At 59.8% G+C, this 21,786-nt stretch carries 22 protein-coding genes, 1 tRNA gene and 1 pseudogene; 3 read left to right on the forward strand and 21 right to left on the reverse strand.

Annotation, left to right across the window (positions count from 1 at the left end):
* Window positions 1-70: 70 nt before the first annotated feature.
* The 5 genes from RR_RS13685 to gnd form a co-directional block, all read right to left on the reverse strand.
* Window positions 71-973 carry an NAD-dependent epimerase/dehydratase family protein gene (locus RR_RS13685; RefSeq protein ID WP_011224073.1) on the reverse strand — a complete coding sequence of 301 codons (903 nt, stop codon included), beginning with the start codon at window positions 971-973 and terminating at the stop codon, window positions 71-73.
* Between the two features lie 60 nt (window positions 974-1,033).
* Window positions 1,034-1,918, reverse strand: coding sequence for an NAD(P)H-binding protein (locus tag RR_RS13690; protein WP_007189304.1), 885 nt, complete (start codon window positions 1,916-1,918; stop codon window positions 1,034-1,036).
* 351 nt (window positions 1,919-2,269) lie between these two features.
* A tRNA-Arg gene (locus RR_RS13695) sits at window positions 2,270-2,342 on the reverse strand.
* Window positions 2,343-2,386: 44 nt separating this feature from the next.
* The gene (locus tag RR_RS23000) at window positions 2,387-2,971 is read right to left on the reverse strand and encodes a 2Fe-2S iron-sulfur cluster-binding protein (protein WP_004958689.1); all 585 of its coding nucleotides are present in this window, start codon (window positions 2,969-2,971) and stop codon (window positions 2,387-2,389) included.
* 128 nt (window positions 2,972-3,099) lie between these two features.
* Window positions 3,100-3,999, reverse strand: a complete 900-nt coding sequence (gene gnd / locus RR_RS13705) for a phosphogluconate dehydrogenase (NAD(+)-dependent, decarboxylating) (protein ID WP_011224074.1) — start codon at window positions 3,997-3,999, stop codon at window positions 3,100-3,102.
* A 264-nt stretch (window positions 4,000-4,263) separates the two neighbouring features.
* On the opposite strand from gnd, the gene RR_RS13710 reads away from it, so the two are divergent.
* The gene (locus tag RR_RS13710) at window positions 4,264-5,361 is read left to right on the forward strand and encodes an aminopeptidase (protein WP_049938969.1); all 1,098 of its coding nucleotides are present in this window, start codon (window positions 4,264-4,266) and stop codon (window positions 5,359-5,361) included.
* A gap of 352 nt (window positions 5,362-5,713) precedes the next feature.
* Here RR_RS13710 and flaJ read toward each other — a convergent pair whose 3' ends face one another.
* From flaJ to RR_RS13760, 10 genes are all read right to left on the reverse strand, one after another.
* Complete coding sequence (flaJ, locus tag RR_RS13715; RefSeq protein WP_011224076.1) at window positions 5,714-7,462, reverse strand: archaellar assembly protein FlaJ; 1,749 nt, start codon at window positions 7,460-7,462, stop codon at window positions 5,714-5,716.
* Window positions 7,463-7,464: 2 nt separating this feature from the next.
* On the reverse strand, window positions 7,465-9,138 hold the full coding sequence (locus tag RR_RS13720; protein WP_004958702.1) for a type II/IV secretion system ATPase subunit: 1,674 nt from the start codon (window positions 9,136-9,138) through the stop codon (window positions 7,465-7,467).
* A gap of 13 nt (window positions 9,139-9,151) precedes the next feature.
* Entirely contained in the window at window positions 9,152-9,913 is a 762-nt protein-coding gene (locus RR_RS13725) for an ATPase domain-containing protein (protein ID WP_005537381.1), read from the reverse strand.
* On the reverse strand, window positions 9,910-10,362 hold the full coding sequence (locus RR_RS13730; RefSeq protein ID WP_011224077.1) for a CARDB domain-containing protein: 453 nt from the start codon (window positions 10,360-10,362) through the stop codon (window positions 9,910-9,912). Before RR_RS13730 ends, RR_RS13725 begins: the two co-directional genes overlap by 4 nt.
* Window position 10,363: 1 nt before the next feature.
* A complete protein-coding gene (locus RR_RS13735) occupies window positions 10,364-10,801 on the reverse strand; it encodes a flagellar protein F (protein ID WP_004958708.1) in 438 nt (145 codons plus the stop codon).
* Window positions 10,785-12,470 (reverse strand): FlaD/FlaE family flagellar protein, encoded by a 1,686-nt coding sequence (locus RR_RS13740; protein ID WP_011224078.1) that lies wholly within the window; start codon window positions 12,468-12,470, stop codon window positions 10,785-10,787. The genes RR_RS13735 and RR_RS13740 overlap by 17 nt, the downstream gene beginning before the upstream one ends.
* A 241-nt stretch (window positions 12,471-12,711) precedes the next feature.
* Complete coding sequence (locus RR_RS13745) at window positions 12,712-13,233, reverse strand: chemotaxis protein CheD (RefSeq protein ID WP_011224079.1); 522 nt, start codon at window positions 13,231-13,233, stop codon at window positions 12,712-12,714.
* Window positions 13,233-14,450 (reverse strand): chemotaxis protein CheC, encoded by a 1,218-nt coding sequence (locus RR_RS13750; RefSeq protein ID WP_004958720.1) that lies wholly within the window; start codon window positions 14,448-14,450, stop codon window positions 13,233-13,235. The genes RR_RS13745 and RR_RS13750 overlap by 1 nt, the downstream gene beginning before the upstream one ends.
* A complete protein-coding gene (gene cheY / locus RR_RS13755) occupies window positions 14,451-14,810 on the reverse strand; it encodes a chemotaxis protein CheY (protein WP_004515265.1) in 360 nt (119 codons plus the stop codon).
* Between the two features lie 148 nt (window positions 14,811-14,958).
* Entirely contained in the window at window positions 14,959-15,522 is a 564-nt protein-coding gene (locus RR_RS13760) for a DUF7500 family protein (protein WP_004958722.1), read from the reverse strand.
* Window positions 15,523-15,611: 89 nt separating this feature from the next.
* On the opposite strand from RR_RS13760, the gene RR_RS13765 reads away from it, so the two are divergent.
* Entirely contained in the window at window positions 15,612-16,208 is a 597-nt protein-coding gene (locus RR_RS13765) for an archaellin/type IV pilin N-terminal domain-containing protein (protein WP_049938970.1), read from the forward strand.
* A 582-nt stretch (window positions 16,209-16,790) separates the two neighbouring features.
* Here RR_RS13765 and RR_RS13770 read toward each other — a convergent pair.
* From RR_RS13770 to RR_RS13790, 6 genes and pseudogenes are all read right to left on the reverse strand, one after another.
* Entirely contained in the window at window positions 16,791-17,708 is a 918-nt protein-coding gene (locus tag RR_RS13770; RefSeq protein ID WP_232508576.1) for a hypothetical protein, read from the reverse strand.
* A 78-nt stretch (window positions 17,709-17,786) separates the two neighbouring features.
* A pseudogene (locus RR_RS23085) lies at window positions 17,787-18,155 on the reverse strand (archaellin/type IV pilin N-terminal domain-containing protein); the annotation flags it as partial.
* Between the two features lie 250 nt (window positions 18,156-18,405).
* Window positions 18,406-18,681, reverse strand: a complete 276-nt coding sequence (locus tag RR_RS13775; RefSeq protein ID WP_004958731.1) for a DUF7521 family protein — start codon at window positions 18,679-18,681, stop codon at window positions 18,406-18,408.
* An 83-nt stretch (window positions 18,682-18,764) separates the two neighbouring features.
* On the reverse strand, window positions 18,765-19,100 hold the full coding sequence (locus RR_RS13780) for an ArsR/SmtB family transcription factor (protein ID WP_004515272.1): 336 nt from the start codon (window positions 19,098-19,100) through the stop codon (window positions 18,765-18,767).
* A gap of 156 nt (window positions 19,101-19,256) precedes the next feature.
* On the reverse strand, window positions 19,257-19,982 hold the full coding sequence (locus RR_RS13785; RefSeq protein WP_011224082.1) for an RAD55 family ATPase: 726 nt from the start codon (window positions 19,980-19,982) through the stop codon (window positions 19,257-19,259).
* 88 nt (window positions 19,983-20,070) lie between these two features.
* On the reverse strand, window positions 20,071-20,505 hold the full coding sequence (locus tag RR_RS13790; RefSeq protein WP_004958750.1) for a chemotaxis protein CheW: 435 nt from the start codon (window positions 20,503-20,505) through the stop codon (window positions 20,071-20,073).
* 170 nt (window positions 20,506-20,675) lie between these two features.
* Here RR_RS13790 and RR_RS13795 point away from each other — a divergent pair, with 170 nt between their 5' ends.
* A complete protein-coding gene (locus RR_RS13795) occupies window positions 20,676-21,785 on the forward strand; it encodes a protein-glutamate methylesterase/protein-glutamine glutaminase (protein WP_007189315.1) in 1,110 nt (369 codons plus the stop codon).
* Window position 21,786 lies beyond the last annotated feature (1 nt).

Consider the following 21,786-nt stretch of genomic DNA (forward strand, 5'->3'; position numbering starts at 1 on the left):
GGCCGAAACAGCCGCTATATGCGTCGCGGTAATGGTGGTGTCCAGAGCGATGGACGGACCACCGCTGGCTTCACGCCAGTTGTCGCCAGTTCCAGGTCGGTTCCCAGCCAAGCAGCCGCTCAGCTTTCGTCGTGTCAATGAGCGCCGTGTAGGGGCTTCCGTCGTCGCCCGTTTGGCCCCGGTAGTCAGCGTCGGAGTACAGCTCCGCCGCGAGTTCAGCGCTCGGTGTCTCAGCGCTGGTGTCTGGAGCCGATACCCAGAGCCGCTCGTGGCCAGCGAACGACGCCTCGATGGCTGCCTCAACGAGCGCAACGGCGTCTGTGACGTGGACATAGCCACAGAGCGTGTTGCGCTGGGTGTGGAAATGGTCAGAGTTCCGGAGTCCGGCGAGGGTACGGTCGGCCTCGACAAACGTCTCCTGAGCCAGGTCATCGTCAACGACCCACGGGAACCGAAGCGATGTGATGGTCTCCGGCGCGTCCGTACTCCGGCGAGCGAACCCGTCGGCGGCGATCTCCAGTGTCTGCTTCCCCATTGCATACGGGTTCGATGGCGTGAGTCGGTGGTCCTCGTCAATCGGAAGGTAGTCGACTGTTATCAGGTCCGGTTCGAACCCGCCGCCAATAGCGCTGAAACTCGACGCCAGCGCAACCGTGTCGATTCCCAGTTCGCCAGCGGCCTCCAACACATGATAGCTGGACATGACGTTGCTCTCGTAGGTCCGGTATCCCGGCGTCTGGTCGGGCGTGGGAATCATTCCGAGGTGGACGACAGTGTCGGCATCGCTCTTTGCGAGTGCACCGTACAGCTCGCCCGCATCGAGCAGGTCCGTCTTGATGTACGCGTCCGAGTGTGCCTCGTCGCACTTGCCACGGGAGAGGTTGACCGTTCGATACCCGGCTGTGGTCAGATGGTCGAGGACGTGCTTGCCAATGCGGCCGTTGCCACCGGTGACGGCGACCGATTCAGGCATGCGAGGGTATGCAGCAGACAGGCCCAAAGGGGTTCCGCCGGAACACGTCGCCGCCAGTCGTCACGCCCCAGCAAGCGCCTTCCGAACGGCGTCCTTGATCGGCGTCTGGTCGATTGGCACGGCATCCTGCAGGTCCATTTCCGGGTCGACCGTGACCGGGTTCCGCATACTCTCGGCCAGCGGCCGAGCGATGGCGTACTGTACGTCTGTCGTGAATCGAAGCCAGTGCGAGGACAGGCCCGGCGTCATCACTGGCACGGGAACAATAAACACCCGCTTGCCCTTCTCGGCGGCGGTAAGTTTCAGCAGCGACTCGTAGGACCACACCGATGGCCCGCCGATGTCGTAGGTCTCGCCACGGGTCTCGTCGGCATCGAGTAACTCCACGAGGTAGCTGATAGCGTCGTCGACGCCGATGGGCTGACACGGCGTTCGGACCCACTTGGGAACGAGCATCAGCGGCAGGCGGTCGGTCAGGTCGTCGACGATCCGGAAGCTCGCGCTCTCCGGGCCGATGATGACCGCCGCCCGGAGCACTGTCAGGTCGAACGACCCCTCCGCCAGCACCGATTCGACTTCGCGCCGCGACGCCAGATGTGGCGAGAGATTCTCCTCGTCGCCGCTGATGCCGCTGAGATAGACAACTCTGTCGACGCCCGCAGCCGACGCGGAGTCCGCGAACCGACGGGCGTAGCGACGGTCTAACTCAGCGAAGTTCTCGGAGGTGAGCGAATGGATAAGATAATACGCGACATCGATATCATCACAGAGGCCATCAAGAGAGTCCGGTTCGCCGAGGTCGCCCTCAAACGGTTCAACCCCCTCGGGAAAGGACTCTTCGCTCGCGCTCCGGGAGAACGCCACCACATCGTGGCCTGCGTCGTCCAGGGCACGAACCAGTCGCCGTCCAATGAATCCGGTCGCACCCATAACGAGCACACGCATGTGTTCGTACCTTGGGTCGGAACCCCAAGGACGTTGCGGCGATTCCCGTGCAGTCCTGTCGATGTCCGGGACCACAGAACGAGACACGTGGTCTATACAGTGGGTCGCAAAAAGCGGGCGGCGAGGGATTTGAACCGAGTGGAGACGGTCGCCCCCGCTTCGCTCGGTCGCTGCGACTCCCCGGGTTCAAACCGCTCTTGTACTGCTATTCGCTCGTCACGTCCGTTCCGCGCAGAATAGCGCACGGCGAGGGATTTGAACCACGGTCGTTCCGCTTCGCTCCACTCCCTGATTCGAATCTTCGCTGCCGGTTCACCCACAGTCTCGCTGTTGCTCGGCAGGTTCGTTACACGGGCGGCGAGGGATTTGAACCCCCGACCATCTGGTCCGGAACCAGGCGTTCTGTCCGCTGAACTAGCCGCCCACAGAAAACGGTATCAGACTGTCCGTCTTAACGGTTGTGAACCGTCAGGGTGACTCGCCGGTCTCGATAGTGAACTCGCTGGTCGGGTACGCGACACAGGTCAGGCAGTACCCCTCTTCCATGTCGTCATCCATCAGCGAGTCGTTGTTGCTGTGGCGAATGTGGTCCGTCGCCGGGCCGTCCTCAATGTGGCCGGCACAGGAGATACACTGGCCTTCGCGGCAAGCGTAGGGAAGGTCCCAGCCTTCCTCTTCGCCGGCGTCGAGAATCGTCTCGTTGTTGGCGACCTCGATTGTCTCGCCTTCCTTGGCGAATTCGATTTCGTAGTACTCGACCTCGTCGTCGGCGATGTCGTCGGGGTCGAAGCCTTCGTCTTCTTCTTCGACCGCTTCACCTTCGCCAAGTTCGCCTTCGGCCTCACCAGCCGGAATCGCTACGGCACCGCCACCACCGATAGAGCGGTTGTACGGCTCCGCAAAGTCAGTCTCGGGGACTGTCGCGGCCCGCTGCTCAAGGACCTCCTGGGAGATGTCTTCCGGTGCCTCCCAACCGGTCCCTTTGGCGTAGTGGAGCGCGACCACTATCAGGGTGAGCGTGGCCCCGGCGGCGAGTCCAACGAGTTCTACCATGTGCACGGCTATGGAATACTGGTTTAATTAGCTGTTGTTTCAGCGCGCGAGCACCGTCGACACCGCTTGACGAAGCAGCCCTCGGCACAGAACGGGGGCACAGAAAGCAACCGCAATCGGCGGCAGGGCTACTCCCGTCGTGGGACCTCGTGACGACCGAAGCCGTATCGGAGTCGGCTGGCGAGGCGGCGCGCGAAGCGACCGTCGTCAGCCCGCGAGCCGAACCGCTCGGCCAGCGACTGGTAGATGAGCGGCACTGGAACTTCCTGTTCGAGCGCTTCCTGTACGGTCCAGGTACCAGTCGACCCACCCTCCACTCGGTCGGCCACGTCGCCGAGGTCATTGCCCTCCTCGCGGAACGCCTCCTCACAGAGCTCCAGCAGCCACGAACGGATGACAGCGCCGTTGTTCCACGTGTTGGCGACTGATTCGAGGTCGAGGTCGTACCGGCCGTTAGCCAGTAGTTCGAAGCCTTCGCCGTAGGTCTGCATCAGCGCGTACTCGACGCCGTTGTGAATCATTTTGACGTAATGCCCGGAGCCCGCCGGCCCCATCCGGTCGTGGCCGTCCGGTCCGGTCGCAACGGCATCGAAGACGGGGACCAGTTCGTCGTAGGCCCACTCCGGGCCGCCGACCATCAGCGAGAAGCCCAGATCTGCACCGGCGGGACCGCCAGAGGTCCCACAGTCGAGGTATGCCGCGTCGGTCGACTCGGCGCGCCGGACCGAGTCCTCGAAGTATGAATTGCCGCCGTCGACCACGACGTCATCGCTGTCGAGTGTCGGAGCCAATTCGTCCAGCGCGGCGTCGACCGGGTCCCCGGCCGGGACCATCAGCCAGATCCGTTTCTCCGAGCCGAGTTTCCCCGCGAGATCCGCGATGGACGATGCCGGTCGAGCGCCGGCGTCTGCCGCGTCAGCGACGCTCTCCTCGTCGATATCGAAGACGACGACTTCGTGGCCGGCTTCGAGTACGCGGTCGACGACGATGCGGCCCATGCGTCCGAGTCCAATGACGCCAAGTTCCATACCGAGGAGTCGCCGACCGAACAGGTAGGGGTTGCGGTTCGACAGAAAAGCGTGGCACGAACACCATCCGTGCCGTCGTCAGTCCTGACGCCGTCGTCAATCGGCTGTCCCGGAAACGGCCCTGAGAGAATCGCCATGAGTCCTGTCCCGTACTGCACCAAGTATTCCAGCGCTGGAACGCAAAAAATTCACGGAATACACTCACATCAGCCGTGCCAACCCGGGGACCACCGCCGTTTTGTTCCGGCCACACTTGGTGGGGATATGGACGACCGAATACGCGAACACGCCCGGATTCTTGTTGACTGGAGCGCTCGCATCGACGCGGGCGACGACGTGGTCGTGGCCGTCGAGGATGGTGCGCACGACCTCGCAGTCGCCGTGGCCGAGCAGCTCGGCGACCGCGGCGCGAACCTCCTGTCGACGTACCAGTCAGACGAACTCACGCGGGCCTATCTGCAGGCGCACGACGGGTCGTTTACCGAGAACCCAGACTACGAACTGGCACTGTACGAGCGGGCCGACAGCGTGCTGTTCCTGAAAGGGTCACGGAATACCACCGAGACGGCCGACGTGGACAGCGACCAGCGGCAGGCGTACTCGACGGCTCGACAGGAAATCAGAGAGGCTCGGCTGGATACCGACTGGGTATCGACACAGCATCCGACACGGGCGATGGCCCAGCAGGCCGGAATGGCGTACGCCGAATACAAGGATTTTGTCTACGACGCGACGCTACGGGACTGGGAGGCGCTGGCGGATGAACAGGCTCGTCTGAAGGAGATTCTGGACGACGGTTCGGAGGTCCGTATCGTCGCGGACGGCACTGACATCACGCTGTTCATCGATGGCCGTATCGCCGTCAACTCCGCCGCCAGCGTGGCCTACGACTCCCACAACCTACCCTCCGGCGAGGTGTTCACCGCGCCCCACGATACCGCCGGCGTCGTCACCTTCGACGTGCCGATGACGATACAGGGTCGTCGCGTCAAAAACGTCGAGCTGACATTCAAAGACGGTGTCGTCGTCGACTGGTCGGCCGAGCAGGGCGAGGCAGTCATCGACGAAATCATCGGGACCGACAGCGGCTCCCGCCAACTGGGTGAACTCGGTATCGGGATGAACCGCGGCGTCGACCGCGTCACCGACAATATCCTCTTCGACGAGAAGATGGGCGGGACCGTCCACCTCGCGCTCGGGCGCGCGTACGACGCCTGCCTCCCAGAGGGCGAGTCCGGCAACGACAGCGCCGTCCACGAGGACCTCATCACGACGATGGGCGAGGGGTCGCGGCTCGAAGTCGACGGCGAGACAATTCAGAGAGACGGCGTCTTCCGCTGGGAAGACGGCTTCGAGGGGTAGCTTCGCGGGACTGCGGTGCCACTCACTGAGCGTCACTGTCGCGGTGCTGTAGGCTGGGATTAGCTGTTGCGGTGCCGTGGCTGGAGAGTAACCGTTGCGATGCCGTGGCTGGAGAGCAGCCGTTGCGATGCTTTGGGCCGGGAGCGCCCTCCGTGGCGCGACCCGGGGGAAAGGCAGGCTTGCCTGCAGTTGTGCTGAGACTGTGCTGATGATGTACCGCGAGCGGAGCGAGCGGTTTCACTCCGAGCGCGGCCGCAGGCCGCGACTCGGAGGTCGTTTTTGTACTAAATTTTTGCGAGTGGGGGTGCCCACAGGCCGCGAAGCGGCCGAGGACACCCCCCGAAGTAAAAATTTAGATGGAGAGGAACTGCGACACCAGCCACTTCGTGAACGTCCCAGTAATAGCGCCGATCCACGAGAGCACCACGAAATGCATGTACGTGTTGGCGTTGTGGCCGCCGTCGACGGTCCGGATCATCAGGGACGACAGCATCGCGCCGAACATGATGATGATGATAAGCAGGAACTCGATGAGCGGGATGTTGTAGACGCTGGTGTTGATAAGCGAGGCAGCGTCGAGCCGGCTCCCGGTGCTCAGGTTGAGCGACATATCAGCGAGGATGTTGACGACCTGCAGGCCGATGAAGAAGGCGAAGGTCGACGCGGCGGTCATCCCGTAGAGGAGGCCCACAAGCGTCGTTGCCGCCTGCTTGCGCTTCTGGCGGAGTTGCAGCACCTGATTCATGTTCTCGGAGATAAGCTCGCCCAGTTGCTTTGGCGACCCACCCATCTCGCGGCCGATGAGGTACATCTCGGAGAAGGTCTGGATGAGATAGGAGCGGCAGTCCGCGGTGAAAAAGCGCCAAGCAGAGGTCGGCTCGATCCGCATATTCAGTCGTTTGTAGAGATTATCGATGTTGGGCGAGAGTGCGCCGAAGTCCTTCTTGCGGAGGGTGCGAAGCACCGCACCGGTGGTAGACTGCTTTGCGCCTTCGGTCGCACCGAGCGCACGGATGAAGTTCGGGAACTCCGAATCCCGGTCCTTGATGCGTTGTTCTTCCTGCCGGAAGGCGATGCCGGGGATGAGCATTGGCGTGATTGGCGCGGCGGCGTACAGCGGCAGCGGCACTCCGTCAAGCATGAAAAAGAGGTCGTTCAGCGTGACTGGCGAGATGCCGAGCATCCCGCCCAGCGTGATGAACACGAGCAGCATCGACAGCCCCACGCCGGCGACCATCGATTTGTTGAGCTTAGACTCAATCGGCGACGGGTACTCGACTGGGTGGAACCACACCGGGTCGTACGGGGCCATCGAGCGGATGGCGAGGTAGAAGCCAGTCTGGACAAAGACGAACATCACGATAACGGCGCTGACGGTCATCGTCGGGTTCGTCCCGGTCAGCACCGGAAGGACGACGGCGAACACAAGCGCGAACGTCATCGACAGAATCATCGACAGGTAGAGGTCTTTCATCACTTCGAGGCTGTCGAGCGAACTCTTGTACACCGTCGAGTAGTGCTGGATGATCTGCTCCTGTTCGGTCAGGAGGTAGTCGTCGAGTCCCTGTCCGGCCCCGAGCGTGTACGCGAGGCGGTCAAAGAAGTCCGAAACTGCGCGGCTCGGGACCTGTTTGGCGCGGCGACGACAGGCGTCGTCGAGGCTCAGGTTCCAGGTGTCGACGAGCTGGACGATGCGGTGCATCTCCATCGCGAGTTCGCCGTACTCGTCTTCCTCGGCTAGCGTTCGGAACACCTCCATCCGGTCGATTTTCGTCGTCGCCAGCACGGTCATGTGCGTAATAAGCAGGTGAAACCGGTTGTTGAGTTCGCGCTTGCGCTGGCTCAACAGGATTTTGGGGTAGAAAATCGCCGATGCCATCACTAGGAACCCAAGCAGGGGGATCGGTGCTCGGACTGCAATGGGCTGCTCCAGCAGCAGGGCGACGACCGTAGAGATAATGAAGAAGCCGACGGCTGGCAGCAAAATGAGAAAGAGATACCGCTCCAGCGGGATCGTCATCTGGCGGTAGGACTCAACGAGCGACTGGATCGTCTCGGAAATCGTCAGGTCAAGGTCGCTTTCGGCTTCGCCCTGAGCCATCGTTAGTCGGGCCTAGCCATGTTGAATGGAATCCCTTCGACACCGTCGCGCTGGAAGTCCGAAATGAAGTCGTTGACTTCGTGATACCCAAGAATCCCCTCCTGAATGGCGCGTTCGATGAGGTTCGCGCGGAACTCGAGGTCGTCGTAGATGTCACGCGTGTCCTCGTAACCGAGCAGGGTCGCGATCTGCTCTTCGAGGACGAAGGAGTTGTTCATTCCCTGGAAGATGATTTCGTCCTCGACGGGGTCCCAGTTGAACACCTGCCGGGTGACGACACCGTCCATCTCCTTGGAGTAGCCCTCGATCTCCTGCACGCTCGTCACGCGGCGAAGGACCTGGTCGCCCTGCTTGACGCGGTTCTGGAACAGCGCCACGTCGGCCACGTCCATGAACGTCTCGGGGACGTTAATCGGTTCGCCGGTGAAGCGCTGAATCATTGACACGATGTCGCTCGCGTGGAAGGTCAGCATCACCGGGTGGCCGGTCTGGGCGGCCTGGAACGCCATCCGTCCCTCCTCACCACGAACCTCACCCACGATGATGTAGTCGGGACGAGAACGCAGCGCGGCGGCGACCAGGTCGAACATGTCGATGCTGGTGCCCTCGTCTTCACCCTCACGAGTGAGGAGTTGCTGCCAGGTGTTGTGCGGCGGCAGCACCTCGGCGGTGTCCTCCGCGGTGTAGATTTTCGCGTCGTCGGGGATGAACGAAGTGATGGCGTTCAGCGTCGTCGTCTTCCCGGACGCCGTCTCCCCGACCACGAACACGGTCTGTTCGTTCTCCAGACAGAGCCAGAGATACGCGGCCAGTTGCGGCGACAGTGTCATCCACTTGGTAATCTGAAAAATGGACAGCGGGACGTCGTCGCCCTGCCGAATCGTGAGCGAGGGGCCTTTGAGGCTCACGTCGTCGGAGTAGATGAGGTTCAGACGCGACCCGTCCGGCAGCGTCGAGTCGACGATAGGGTCCGAATCGGAGACGGGGTCACCCATCCGCTCGCCCATGTTCCGGAGCCACTGGTCGAACGATTCCTCGGTCTCCCACTCGACGGTGGTTTCGAGCATGCCGTAGACCCCGTGGTCGACGTGGCATTCGCTGCGGCCGATAACGTGAATGTCCTCGTTGGCCGGGTCGCGCATGACCGGTTCGAGTGGGCCGAGGCCGACGATGTCGCGGTTCAGTCGATAGAGGATGTTCTCGTAGGTCTCCTGTGTGACTTCGACGCTGCTCACGTCGGTCAGGTTCGACAGGCGCGTGAGGACGCCACTGTCGCTGTCCTCGTCCCGGACTTTGGTGGTCTCCTGCAGGAGTTCCTCGATACGGTCGTCGAACTGGGCCTCGTTTTCGGGCGCGGGCTTGTTGACGCTGCGCTGGAGCAGGCGGTTCCGGACCTTCCCGAAGACGGCCCGCTCGTCCTCATCAAGTTCCGGCTCAATGGCGTAGTACTTCATGTCCTGACCCACGTCGCCGTAGATATGACAGAAGATAGGGCCACCGACCGGGTACAGCACGTTCGGCCGATTCGTCTCGTAGTCGTCGTCGGCCTCGTCGATGAGCATCGGGAACTCACCGGTGATCTGTTTGAACTTCTTCAGGTGGTCCCGCAGGTGGGGCCGCCGCGCTGCCATCTGTCGAAGTTCGTCCGACGGCTTCGCACGTCCGTGATCTGTCATATCTTAGTCACCTCTAGGCGACACTGCGCGATTCGATGACGATGCCGGTTCCCGAGCGGACCGAGAACCCGATGGTGTCACCGACCTGTTCGCCCATGCCGGCAAATCGGAGAACGTTGATCTGCCGGCGCACGTCGTTCCCGACCTCGATCATCTCCAGTTCGATGAACACGTCAGCGATGGCCCGGAACGGGCCGATAGCCTCCTCGTCCAGCGTCGACGGGTCGACAGTGAGCATGATGCATTTGCCCTGTGAGATGACGTCCCGGAAGTATGAGATAACTTCTAGGGCGGCCTGTCGCTCCTCGTTTTGCCGGACGAGAGCTTCGAACTTGGGGTCGTTCCTGAGGATAGCGTCGAAGGTATCGATGACGACGACATCGGCGTCCCACATCACCTCGGCCTCCATCAGCCGCTTGAGGAGTTCCTTCCGGTCGGTCTGGTCGTCTCCGCCGGTGAGGGCGTTCGATTCGCCGATGTCGGCGTGCAGGAACAACACGTCCTCATCGAGGATGTGGTCGACCATGTCATACGACAGCGAGTGCATCTGGTCGAGGAAGCTCCCAACAGTGAGTTCCGTCGAGAGGTAGGTCACTTCGTGGCCCTCTTCACAGAGGCCGTAGGTGAACCGCTGGCTCATGGCGGATTTGCCGGCGCCGTAGTCACCCTCGACGAGGATGATGCTGCCGGGTGGGATACCGCCGCCCAGTTCCTTGTTCAGCCGGTCGTGATCGTCCAGTCCGAGCGAGAATAGGTCAGTACTTGCGATACTCATGTGTTGAACTCGAACACCTCCTCGTCGCCGTTGACGATGAGCTTGAGCCGGTGGTCGCCGCCGCTGAGGTTGTCGTTGATGTCGATGCGGACGACCTCACCGGGCCGCCAGCTGTTGCCACCGTTTGGCTCCAGCGTTACCGTGTAATCACTGGCGAAGGTCCCGTCAACGAACACATCTACTTGCCCGGGGACCGGAGCCAACGTCTCTGAACCGGTGTTTTTGACGTGAACCGTGATTGTGTTCGCGCCGCTGTCGTAGATGGTGTCGCTACCGCTGTCGGAAATGATTTCCACGTCGGTTCGGACGTCGCTGCTCACGTCCAACCCCTGTTCCGAAACAGCGTTGCTCAGTTCGCCGATACTGCTCGTAAAGACGCCAGCCACGCTCGCGGCGATAGCCATCGACGCGATGAACAGAATCAGGTGTGAGACGGAGACGCTTGCCATATTAGCTCACCACCATCGTTTCGGCGATGCCGTTCTCGGCGACGACTTTCACCCGGCCGGGCTGACTACTGAGCGAGGTGACGGTAATCTCTAATCGCTCCTGTGACGCCCAGATGTCCGTCGAACCGTCACCGTCGACCGTCGTGCCGTAGCCTGTGCGGTAATCGTTGTCGACCAGCAGGTCGGTCGCTTCGACCGACAGCGTCTCGGAACCGGTGTTGTCGACGGTCACGACAAGGTTGTCGTTCCCGCTGCTGTTCCACGTCGCCGACACAAGCGAGATATCGGTGTTTTGCTGGTCGAGGAGCCGGTCGCGCTGGTCCTCGCGGGCGTCGTTGACGCGTTCGAAGCCGTTCGCGGCTGCGGAGTAGAACATCCCGAAGCCGATGAACGCGGCCACGAAAATGACGGCTGCCGAGCCGCTAACGCTGAATCCCATCGGAACCACCCCCCACCAGTTTCGAGAGCGCAACGGCGTCAGCGCCGCTGTCACTGTCAAGCTGTGAGATGTAGTGCAGGCTCTCCGTGTGGTGGTCGATAGACAGCCCATCCCCGGTGTCGTTCACGCCGTCGAAGCCGCGGAGGTACTCCTTGAGCTGGTCCGCGACCGACTCGTCGATCCAGTCGATAGTCTCATAATAGTCGATAGCGCGAGCCGTCTCACGGTAGCCCGAGTGCTGGACCAGGAACTCGAGCCACTCGACGATGATGAGGTCCGCCGCGAACCCTTCCGGCATCGTCGCCAGGTAGGGTTTCCCGTCATCGTCCGCGTCCGAGCCGTCGTCTGCCGTTGCCGCATCACCGCTGCCGGTAGCCGCGGTGTCAGTCGGTTCCGGCTCTGGTTCAGGCTCTGGCTCTGCGGCCGGTTCCGGCTCTGGCTCGGGTTCAGGCTCCGCGACCGGCTCAGGCTCCGGTTCCGGCTCTGGGTCCGGTTCCGGCTCTGGTTCGGCTTCCATAGCTTCCGTCTCGGCCTCATCAATCCCATCGTCCTCGATGACCTCGTCGAAGAGGTCGTCGTCTTCCAGCCCGCCCGCGTCGCCGTCCGAATCGTCCTCGCCCAGCAGATCATCGCCCTCGTCGGCCAGCAGGTCGTCATCGTCGTCAGCAAGGAGGTCATCGTCGTCCGATTCGCCCTCAGGTTCCTCGCCCTCTGCCCACTCGGCGTCGCCGGACTCGTACTCGTCTTTGAGCTCTGCGAACGATTTGCCGCCGTCACCATCGTCGCTGTCCTCGTCCATACTCTCCCCGTCGTCCATGCTCATCCCATCGTCCATGCTCATGTCGTCCTCCGTGTCGTCGAAGTCGTCGAACTCCTCGTCGAACGACCCGCCGTCGTCCTCGAAGCCGCCCATGTCGTCGCCGCCGTCATCGGGAAACATATCGTCGACACCGCCATCGTCCATCGACATATCACCGCCAGTGTCATCCGTCAGGTCTTCGTCGAAGAACCCTTCTGCGTCGGCGTTGGCGACATCGTCGTCGATGTCCTCCTCGGTATCGTCACTCCCGTCGTCGTCGAACAAGCCGAAAGAGCCGCCGCCTTCGCCCATGCCGCCCATGCCGCCGTCGACATCATCGGCGAAGGGGTTGACGCCACGGGTGACCATCTCGTAGATGTCGAGCAGCTTCCGGACGTTCTCCTCGGTTTCTTCGACAGATTCGGAGATGCTCTCGTTTTCCGTCCGCACCGTGTTGACCGTCGAGGAGAGGCTACCGACCTCGTTTTCCAGTTCGTCGAGTCGGTGTTCCAGCTCGTCAGTGTCAGGCCCGCTCGCGTCCTCCATATCGCCGAACTCGTCATCACCGAACCCACCCATGTCGTCGCCGTCGTCGTCGAGGCCGCCGAGGCCACCGAGATCGTCGCCACCACCGCCGAGATCGTCGCCACCGCCACCGTCGTCACCCATCAGGCCGCCGCCGTCGGCCATCCCGCCGCCACCGTCGTCGCTTGCGTTCTCGCTCTCGTCGTCCGATAGAATCGAATCGAACATATTCTTGATGCTCATACCAACCAGCCCGCCGGTCAGCAGAACAAAGAGGGCGGGTGCCAGTCCAGCCAGTTCCGGTGAGACGGCTGGAGCCAGTGGCACGAGAGCGAGACTACTCATCTCTTGTATCTCACGCTTTTTCTACTCTTGAATATTCCCCTTAGCGTATCATATTTGATAATAATATCCCATTTTCCCGGCTCAGATGGGGTAAATTAACGATCCAAGTACTAGCCTGTTACATTTCAGATTAATTTCGAGCTGAAAGCCGGGGAACAGAGTGTGGCAGTGCGCCCCCGGCAGACGAACGGCTGTCACCCGTCTGACGCCAGACGTTAGACACGATTACTGCTCGCAGACATTACAGTGTTATCGAGTCCGTGTTCGCGCTTTTGACAATGAAATTGCCAGTGTCCGCTTCGAGTTTGACGGACCGGCCGTGGTCGCCACCCAGGTCTTCGCCGACAACGGGAACGCCGTGTTCGTCCAGCGTCTCACGCACCTTCTTGGCGTTGCGCGAACCGATAGAGGATCCGTTCTCGGAGAAGTCGAGCATATCGCTCCCGCCAGCGATTTTGGCCTCCATGGCCTCCGTCGACGCCCCGGCATCCGCCATGGCCTCGATGAGTGCTTGGATGCCCGTGTCCGCGAACTTCGCATGGTTGCCGCCGTCGATATCAGCCGCCGACGGAAGCATGACGTGGACGAGTCCGGCCACCGTGTTACGGGTATCATATATTGCGATCCCGATACAGGAGCCCAGTCCGCTTGTGGTTAGCATGGCCGGCTCTGTGGTCACCTTGTACTCCGCGATGCCGACTTTGATGCGCTCGGGCGTACTTTGTTCGGGACTCTCTGTTTGGCTACCATCGTATACTTTCATTATTTGAATATCTGTTCGACGTCCGCGCCCGTCTCGGTCGCCCGCTCGACATCGAGGTCGTTGAGGGCGGCGCGCAACTCTTTCTCGTTGGGGAGAGCGTGAATCTCAGCCTGAAACTCGATGTCGTCGGTCTGCATCTGGGAGTCGATGATAAACGCATGCTCCTGATACTGTCCGACCTGCGCCGCAAGCGGGTCCATAATCGCCCGGCCCATATCGTGGACGACCCGCGGCGGCGTATGTTCGACTGACGTCTGGAGGACGTTCGCCCAGCCGTCGACGAACCCGCTCGTCATGATATTCCCCAGCTCCTCGATGGCAGCCTTGTGCTGGTCAGTTAGCTCATCACTGTCCATTTCGATGGGCATCATCGCCTCCGCAACGTTGATTGCTGAGACCTCGTCGAACAGCACCATGAGGTAGCCACTGGGCGTCCCAGTGAACTCGACGACCGTCCCGACGAACGTGTCCGTGCCGATCTGCTTTGGCACGTCCTCAATGGGAGCGAAACTGATCTGTGTCACCTCCGATTCAGTCGGGATACCGGTCATCATTTCGACGTTGTCAGCGGCTTTTTGAGTGCCTCTGGTCGTCATCTCGTTGAACGTCTGGAGCTTGTCGATGGGGATCGCATCGCCGTCCGTGTCGACGTGCTCTACCATCATCTCCGTGAGTGATTCGTACTCAGGGAGCATGTAGATGTAGAAATTCACCGATTCGTCGATCCATTCGATCTCCGATTTGAACACGAACACCTGCTGGTGGTCGCCGCTCTCGGGCGCATCAGGGAGCACGTCGCTACCGGACTCCTCAATATACTCCGGCGGCGAGTGGTCGATGGTCGCACCGACGTAGTCGGCCCAGCCGTCGATGAACCCGCTCATCATGATGTTGCCGATCTCCTCGATACCGCTTCTGGCCATCGCCTCGTCGTCGCTGCTACCGGGCATCATTTCCTCGGTGATCGTCCCGGCGCTGTCAACGTCGAAGGCAAGCACAGTATCGCCCTCTAGAACGCCATCGAAAGAGAACTCGACTCCGACGAAGTCCCGGCCAGCCAGTTCTTCGCCGACATCAGCCCTGTCGAGCAGCGTGATCTTGGTGACGTCGACGACAGCATCGATGCCAGTCATCTGGCCCATCGACTGCGTGGCCTGTTCAGCCCCCTCGTGAGCGAGTTGGTTGAACGTGCCGAGCGACTGAATATCGACGTTCATCTATGAGGGAACGACGTCCTCGATAGCCTCCATCACGCTGGGTTTCTGGAACGGCTTGGTGATGTACCCGTCGGCCCCCGCTTTCACGGCCTCCTTCATCTTCTCTTCCTGACCAACGCTTGTACACATGATGACGTTCGCATCGGGATTGGAAGATTTGATTTCGTCCGTGGCCTCGATACCATCCCGGATGGGCATCACAATGTCCATCATCACCAGGTCTGGCCCTTCTTCTTTGAACACTTCGACAGCTTCGACTCCGTTCTCGACCTCCCCAACAATCTCGTGGTCTTCTTCGAGAATCTCGCGGAGGAGGTTACGCATAAACTCTGAATCGTCGGCGATCAGTACGTCTGGCATGCCTATCAAGCCTACATATCGTGATGAGTTAGATAAAGGTGTCCCGTAAATTATCGCGTGTGATATCGGTGGGACCCGAAACCGGGCAACTGCGTTCCGATTCTGACCGCGATGACAGGTACAACGCCTTCGTGTGCTGGTGCCTGCTTTAGAACTTCGCACCGTCTCGTGCTTCGATAGCCTCAACGAGGTCTGCGATACTGTCGTCCGGCGAGAGACCGGTCGACTGGACCATCCGCTTGAAGCTCTCTGGCGGGTGTTTGACTGGGACGTTGGACTCCGAGAGCAGAATGCCGAGCACGTTCTCGACCGATGTCGACCCGTCCATCTGCCGGCCGTACCAGAGCATGAAACTCTCGAACGCGGTGATGATGTCGTTGGACACAACCTGTTGCTGGTCAACGTTCCCGTCAAACTTCGCGGTCACATCGAACCCATACCGGCTGTTTGATTTCGCCATTTGCTCGGCGAGCCACTCGTGAACGTTCGCGTCGGTAAACTCAGGAGCGTCGGGCTCGGGAGCTGGGTCCGGGTCAGGGGTGGAGTCAGACGAAACCTGATTGCCGTAGGAATCGTTGGTTCGAACATCAGAGGAGACGACATACCGTCCTTCGTCGATCTCTGTGACGTGCTCGTCATCCGCGATGTCTAATTCTTCCGGAGAGAGGATCTTACCGTCCTCTGGATTCGGTTCGTCTGACCCCGAGGCCATGCAGATACATGAGAGATGGGATGATATAATTCCGTCGCTGCTCAGGGGTAGCCGACACGGTTTTGACTGGTCGTGGATACGTTCACAGTGTGAGCGAACCGAACCGGCGAGAGGAGCGAGCGACCGTTAAACGGCGGGCACAGAGCTCTCTCGGGTCGATTATCCTCCTGATTGCGGCGCTCCTGATCGCCGCAGCCACGGCTGGCGTACTGTTCGAAGTAGTCGGTGGGTTTCAGTCCGACGCGGCCACGGCCAGCGACAAAAGCGCCGACCGGGTCATTGCGCGGACCGAAGTCGTCGGGAGCACTGGCCACGTTAACACGACTGGACAGAGCATCGAAGCGGTGACGCTCGTGGTGAAGCGAGCGGAAGGGGGCGGGAACATGGACCTTAGCGATGTTGTCGTTGGGACGACAATCGGGAGCGGGGCCGACGCGCCGGTGGGTTCCGCTGCTGAGGTTACGGTTACCCCACTCAGAGATGACGACGACTCACTCTCGCGGGACATCCTGAACGACGACGGCGACCGGGCAGCCTTGCGTATCGACCTCGCGGCACTGACAGGGGTCGAGCTCCAGCCGAGCGAAAGCGGCACGATACGGTTGCTGTCACCTGACGGCGCGACGACAACGGTCAGAGTCTCGGTCCCATCGTCGCTCAACGGGAAGACAACGGTCCCGCTCTGACGGCCGGCAGTAGCAGCCGACCGCCCGAACAGTGTGAGCCGGCTCACGGATACCGATGCGGAGAGGCGTGCTGACCCGAGTTCTTGACGCCCGACTTCGACCAGTAGACAGCCATACCGCGTGGCGTTTGGCCGTCTGTGCATCCGGCGGCTGCTACAATCGTCTCTCCCGAGTCTGGTCGGGAGGAAATATGGTGTGTCACACGATAACTGCGAGCCGACGCAGTTCGCTATGTCGCCGTTGACGAACGTACCGACGCACAGAAACAGACCGCACAGCGACAGAAACAGTGTGAAACACTGACCTGTGTATGAGTTCGATCCGTCCAACCGAAGCACGTCGCAAATGTATCGGGCTCTCGGCGTGGGCTTCTTGTCACTGTCTGGATGTTTGGACGGGAATGTGAAACTGACACGACGTAACAGAATCGAGGTCGTACCTGCAAAAAGGTGCATGCAGTAGAGCTTCGCTTACATGATAGAACCGAACACAGAGCATAGTCGACGCCCCCACGAGATAGCTGTCGCTGGTCGCGGGTGGAAAACAGAGAGAAAAGTTCTGCAAGCGAAAGAACGGCTCGCGTTAGACCTGCACTGCGGTTTCGCCCGATAGCGTGTTGGGCACGCTAACGCGGATTTCGGTGGTCGCGCCGGACTCTGTCGTCACTTCCAGCGTCATCGTTTCGCCGGTTTCGAGCGTCCCGGGGTTGACGATAATGCGGAAGCGGTCAGCGTCGGTCATCACCGGGAGCGAGTCATCCTCGTCTTGGACGGCCTGTACACCGAACGTCTCACCTTCGGTGGCACTATTGCCGCCGTAGGTCAGGGTGTTCGTGCCACTGGGGCCGATTGTGGTGATAGTCGTCTGCTCGAGATTGATCTGGTCCGCGCCGGAGCCCTTAATTGCGATGACGCTAATCTCAGAGACACCACCACCGCCAGTGCTGTAGTCCTCGTTTACGAGTAGCACCTGAGAGGTCGTGAGTGAAACTTCAGAGCTAGCTAGACCCGTAATTTGGCCAGAACTTGTGGTTATAATTTGGTCTCCGTCGTCATTCTCTAGCGTGAGTGCGCTAGCAGTATCAATTTGATTATCGAATGGGTTGAATGACACACTGTCGCCAGTATTTTCATTCGTAATCCGAACTTCATCATTTGCAATAACGTCGAACGTCACGTCATCGCCCTGATTGATCGTGATCGTACTTGAAGCTACAGTGATGTCAGAACTTCCTGACGTGGCACTGAGCGTTTCACCGTCACTAACAATCACGTCATCACTGTTACTATCGTCACCGGTCAGGGGGAGGTACTGTTCAGTGTTTTGACTGTTCTCTAGGTCAGCACTGACCGCGCTAGTGGACTCGCCATCGTTAAGTGTAACTGAGGTGATATCAACCTCGCCGTTGACCGGGTCTTCATAAGTCCGTTGGAACGTTACAGTGTCATCGTTAGTATCAGAGTCGCCCGCAAGTGAGAGAGTATCGGTACCCTCAGACACGGTAGTTGATGCTCCGGTCTCAGTGTTTGTAACAGAGATTGTGCTGGTACTTTCCCGGGTGAATCGAATTTCGTCACCCTGCTCAACGGCAACTTCACCATCCTGCCCGTCAAGGTTTGCGAGGTTACTATCACCTGCACTGGTTGAACTGACAGTTAGCGTTGATCCTGAGTCAATCGCGAACTGAATGGTTTCTCCTTCAACAATGATCGTATCCGTCGGGCCCGAACCCGCCACAGACCCAATCTTCGACGCTACTTGAATCTGGTTGGTCACTTGGTCGCTACTTTCTTGGCCGGTCTGTTCAGCTGAACTCTGCAGGAAGCCAGCAGTGTTGATCAGGACGCCTGCCGCAATCGCGGCGACAAGCACCATCGCGATGAACACGATGAGGGTCCCGATCCCCACTTGGCCTCGGTCTTCTGGATTTGTAATGCGTTCGAACATGTGTAGTCCGGGTCGCTCTGACCCTATCGGAACGAGTACGTACCACCTAATAACATCATCCCTCAAAATTTTATTCTTGATAACGGTGGTTTCAGCCGGTTTAGACGGTACTTCTCAATAGTATTCAGAGTCGATTTGAACCGATTTCACGGTCGTATAGCGATCGTCGGAAAACCCGGAATCAGTATTGAAAATTAATTTTGCAAGCTGAAAGCGGCCGGTCGGCCGGTCGGGTCACACGCAGGGACAGTCATTCGTACGTGATGAGACTGTACATCACAAACAGATAACCGAAGGTCGTCAGCCCACTGTTGACCAGCAGCAACGAGCGGACGCCTTCGAAGTCATTGATGAACGCGCTAATCATGGTCGCGGCCGCGCCCGCGATTGCAAGCGAAAATCCCACCGAGAGGTGAAGCATCGCCTGCCGGGATGTCTGGACGTACGCCCGCATGGCCATCCCAACCATTGTCAGTCCGGCCACGACGAATACCAGCGTCGATATGGCATAGAGAAGTTCTATCATCAGCACTGTGCAGTGCTACAGCGAACCCGTTATTAAATCCATGCTCGAAAATATCTTTCGTGATAACGGCGAAAAGAGGGGCTCTATCGCTCGGATAGGGTCCGCCACGCCTCGTCAAGTTTGTTGGTCACTTCCGACCGCTCTTCGATGTGGACAGTCAGTTCATCGTCGAAGTCGACCCGGACTTCATCCACGTTCCGCCGGTACACTTTGATACGTCGGCGGTCGTCAGAGAGAATATTGTCGTGGAGTTCCAGCAGGTCATGTTCGGTCAGTTCGTCGATCCGTCGGTAACACGTCGCGATGGGGATTCCGAGTTCGTCGCTGAGCTCCTGTGCGGAGACCGGTTCATCCGTCGCGTCAAGGATTTCGGCACTGTATTTATTGCCAAGCGTCTGAAGAATCTCCCCTGAATCCATCGTTATCAAATCATAAATTCAGTCAATAATAAAGGTATCGCCTGTGATATCGAGTGAAAGGAAGACAAACACGCACTGCGGGGCGTCCGTGCGAAAACGGCGGTCTGTGTCGCTGTATCCGTCGTTCTACGGAGTAATAATGGCTCTATCGTATCGTTAAATTGGTGATTCTTCCTCGCTCATCATCGAGAAGGCGCTGGCGTTCTGGTGGACATCGATGCCGCCGTGGTCAATCTCCATCGGATAGATGTCCGTCTCGATGTTCTGTTTTCGCATCTTGGCGACCCAGACGTATCTGTTCACACCGGTGTCAGTCGGCGTCTGGATAAGGTAGATGTTGCCGTCAGTTAGATAGTTCTCCAGTCCGACCTCGGTGTCCGGGAAGACGGCCCCCTGTTCGTTGGTCATCAGCGTCGTGAGCCCGCTGTCGCTGAGGATGTCAGTGAACTTCAGGAGATACGTCCGCTTCTCCCTCTCGTTTTCGAAGAACAGTTCGAACATGGCAAGCGAGTCAAGCACCAGTCGGTCGTAGTCACCGTCTTCGAGTTCCTCCAGTAGAATATCCAGCGAGGAGGTGAAGTCGTTCTCGCGCAGGAGCACCTGCTTGTCGTACACCTTGATGTTCCCGTTGTCGACGTGGTCCTGCCAGTTGTCGAAGCCGAGAGATTCGGCGGCTTCCCGGAGGTCCGACTCGTCTTCCTCGAAGGAGAGGTAGATGCCCTTCTCGTCGTACTTTTCGACGCCGTTGTAGATGTACTGGAGGCAGAGGATCGATTTCCCGGCACCAGGGTTGCCGCTCACCAGTGTCGTCGAGTTCTTCACAATGCCGCCGTTCAGAATGTCGTCGAGGCCCTCGATCCCCGTTTTGGTTTGCTCAATCATAGTTTCGGAAGGAACTGGAAGTTGATTAGATACTCCTCTGTCGGGAATGTTAAAAAGTCTTGCTGGTGTGTCGCTAAACAAACTGGAATCAGTCACCAGCGTGGACGATGGCGGGGTCCACCCAGATAACAAAACTGTCATCTCGCTTGATGACGCCCCGGATTGAGCCGGCGTCGTTCGCGGGGGACCGGTCGACCTGTTCAGGAGTGATCTGGACTACCTGATACACTTCGTCGACGAGCCAGCCAGCTGCACCCTGTTCCTCGACGATATCCGGGTCGAAGACGATAATTCGCTTCTCCGCACCCTCGTCTCCAATGCCGAAGACGACTTTAGGGTCAACAATCGATGTCGTGCGCCCGCGAAGGTCCATGACGCCACGGACGTGCGGCGGGGCGTTCGGAACGGACGTGAGTTCGCCGATATCGACGATCTCAGTCACGTAGTCGATACTCACGCAGTACGTTTCCGAGCCGAGCTGGAACTCGAGTACTTGGCCGGTGGTGGCTGACTGTGCTGCCATTGCAGTTCTTATCCAAACTGTCGCGGATAGTGGCGCATAAAGGTGCCTGCTGGGCTATCAACTTTGATTACGTGGGCGGAGTATTTATTTCGGGGCCGGACGGGATTTGGAAGTAGGTATGAGGATGTCTCGTTCGCCGATGTCTCCTGTCCGACGGGAGCGTTGGTGATATGGCAGATGGTGTCCGCGCTGTGGTCGCAGACGACTCTCACTTCATGCGGAGTGTCATCTCTGATATCCTCAGTGATGGCGGTATTGATGTCGTTGCGCAGGCGCGTGACGGCGAGGAGGCAGTATCGGCCGTTATCGAACATCGACCTGATGTCGTGACGATGGATGTCGAGATGCCGGTAATGAACGGCATTGAGGCAACCGAGCGCATCATGGCTGAGTCTCCGACGCCGGTGTTGATGCTGTCAGCCCACACCGACGAGAACGCCGATGTGACGTTCGAGGCGCTCGATAAGGGTGCGGTCGACTTCTTCACCAAGCCCGGTGGTGAGGTGTCGATGGAGATGTCACGCCTGAAAGACCAGCTGGTCGAGATGGTCAGTTCTGTCGCGGCAGTCGATGTCGGCGCGACGGGCAGCCGCAGCGGGACAGGCAGCGACAGCGGTACGGCACCGACAACCGCCGGCGGTTCGGCCACTGACCGGAGAGGGACCGGAGGCTCGTCGGGCCAGACGACCTACGTCGCGAACCCGACGCTCGTCATCGGCTCTTCGACCGGCGGCCCGAAGATGGTGGAACAGGTTATGGAGAACCTCCCCATCGAGGCCGACTTGCGGGTGCTCATCATCCAGCACATGCCGGAAGGGTTCACCGGCCGGTTCGCCGAGCGGATCAACACGCGAAGCGATTACGAGGTTCAGGAGGCCACCGACGGGGCACGCATCGGCGGCGGCGAGGGACTTGTCGCCGCCGGTGACCGGCATATGGAGGTCAAAAACTACCGGAACGGCCGACTGCGGACGAAGTTGACACAGGACGAACCGGTCAACAGCGTCCGTCCGGCCGTCGACGTGACGATGCAGACGGCCGCAGAGACCATCGACGACCCACTCGTCGGGCTCATCCTCACCGGGATGGGCGAAGACGGCGCGGACGGGATTCGGCGCATCAAGCAGGCCGGTGGCAAGACCATCGCACAGGACGAGGCCACGTCCGCGGTGTACGGCATGCCAAAACGCGCCGCCGAGACGGGCTGTGTGGACACTGTCTTGCCTATCGACGACATTGCGGACGGCGTTATCGACACGATTACCACTGAGGTGACCTGAC

This window comes from Haloarcula marismortui ATCC 43049, from assembly GCF_000011085.1.
In the GTDB taxonomy this organism is placed as follows: Archaea; Halobacteriota; Halobacteria; order Halobacteriales; family Haloarculaceae; genus Haloarcula; species Haloarcula marismortui.

Bases quoted from the DNA above. Each gene is read 5' to 3' on its own strand.
- RR_RS13685 (WP_011224073.1), bottom strand. From the start codon at position 973: ATGCCTGAATCGGTCGCCGTCACCGGTGGCAACGGCCGCATTGGCAAG.
- RR_RS13690 (WP_007189304.1), bottom strand. From the start codon at position 1,918: ATGCGTGTGCTCGTTATGGGTGCGACCGGATTCATTGGACGGCGACTG.
- RR_RS23000 (WP_004958689.1), bottom strand. From the start codon at position 2,971: ATGGTAGAACTCGTTGGACTCGCCGCCGGGGCCACGCTCACCCTGATA.
- gnd (WP_011224074.1), bottom strand. From the start codon at position 3,999: ATGGAACTTGGCGTCATTGGACTCGGACGCATGGGCCGCATCGTCGTC.
- RR_RS13710 (WP_049938969.1), top strand. From the start codon at position 4,264: ATGGACGACCGAATACGCGAACACGCCCGGATTCTTGTTGACTGGAGC.
- flaJ (WP_011224076.1), bottom strand. From the start codon at position 7,462: ATGGCTCAGGGCGAAGCCGAAAGCGACCTTGACCTGACGATTTCCGAG.
- RR_RS13720 (WP_004958702.1), bottom strand. From the start codon at position 9,138: ATGACAGATCACGGACGTGCGAAGCCGTCGGACGAACTTCGACAGATG.
- RR_RS13725 (WP_005537381.1), bottom strand. From the start codon at position 9,913: ATGAGTATCGCAAGTACTGACCTATTCTCGCTCGGACTGGACGATCAC.
- RR_RS13730 (WP_011224077.1), bottom strand. From the start codon at position 10,362: ATGGCAAGCGTCTCCGTCTCACACCTGATTCTGTTCATCGCGTCGATG.
- RR_RS13735 (WP_004958708.1), bottom strand. From the start codon at position 10,801: ATGGGATTCAGCGTTAGCGGCTCGGCAGCCGTCATTTTCGTGGCCGCG.
- RR_RS13740 (WP_011224078.1), bottom strand. From the start codon at position 12,470: ATGAGTAGTCTCGCTCTCGTGCCACTGGCTCCAGCCGTCTCACCGGAA.
- RR_RS13745 (WP_011224079.1), bottom strand. From the start codon at position 13,233: ATGAAAGTATACGATGGTAGCCAAACAGAGAGTCCCGAACAAAGTACG.
- RR_RS13750 (WP_004958720.1), bottom strand. From the start codon at position 14,450: ATGAACGTCGATATTCAGTCGCTCGGCACGTTCAACCAACTCGCTCAC.
- cheY (WP_004515265.1), bottom strand. From the start codon at position 14,810: ATGCCAGACGTACTGATCGCCGACGATTCAGAGTTTATGCGTAACCTC.
- RR_RS13760 (WP_004958722.1), bottom strand. From the start codon at position 15,522: ATGGCCTCGGGGTCAGACGAACCGAATCCAGAGGACGGTAAGATCCTC.
- RR_RS13775 (WP_004958731.1), bottom strand. From the start codon at position 18,681: ATGATAGAACTTCTCTATGCCATATCGACGCTGGTATTCGTCGTGGCC.
- RR_RS13780 (WP_004515272.1), bottom strand. From the start codon at position 19,100: ATGGATTCAGGGGAGATTCTTCAGACGCTTGGCAATAAATACAGTGCC.
- RR_RS13785 (WP_011224082.1), bottom strand. From the start codon at position 19,982: ATGATTGAGCAAACCAAAACGGGGATCGAGGGCCTCGACGACATTCTG.
- RR_RS13790 (WP_004958750.1), bottom strand. From the start codon at position 20,505: ATGGCAGCACAGTCAGCCACCACCGGCCAAGTACTCGAGTTCCAGCTC.
- RR_RS13795 (WP_007189315.1), top strand. From the start codon at position 20,676: ATGGCAGATGGTGTCCGCGCTGTGGTCGCAGACGACTCTCACTTCATG.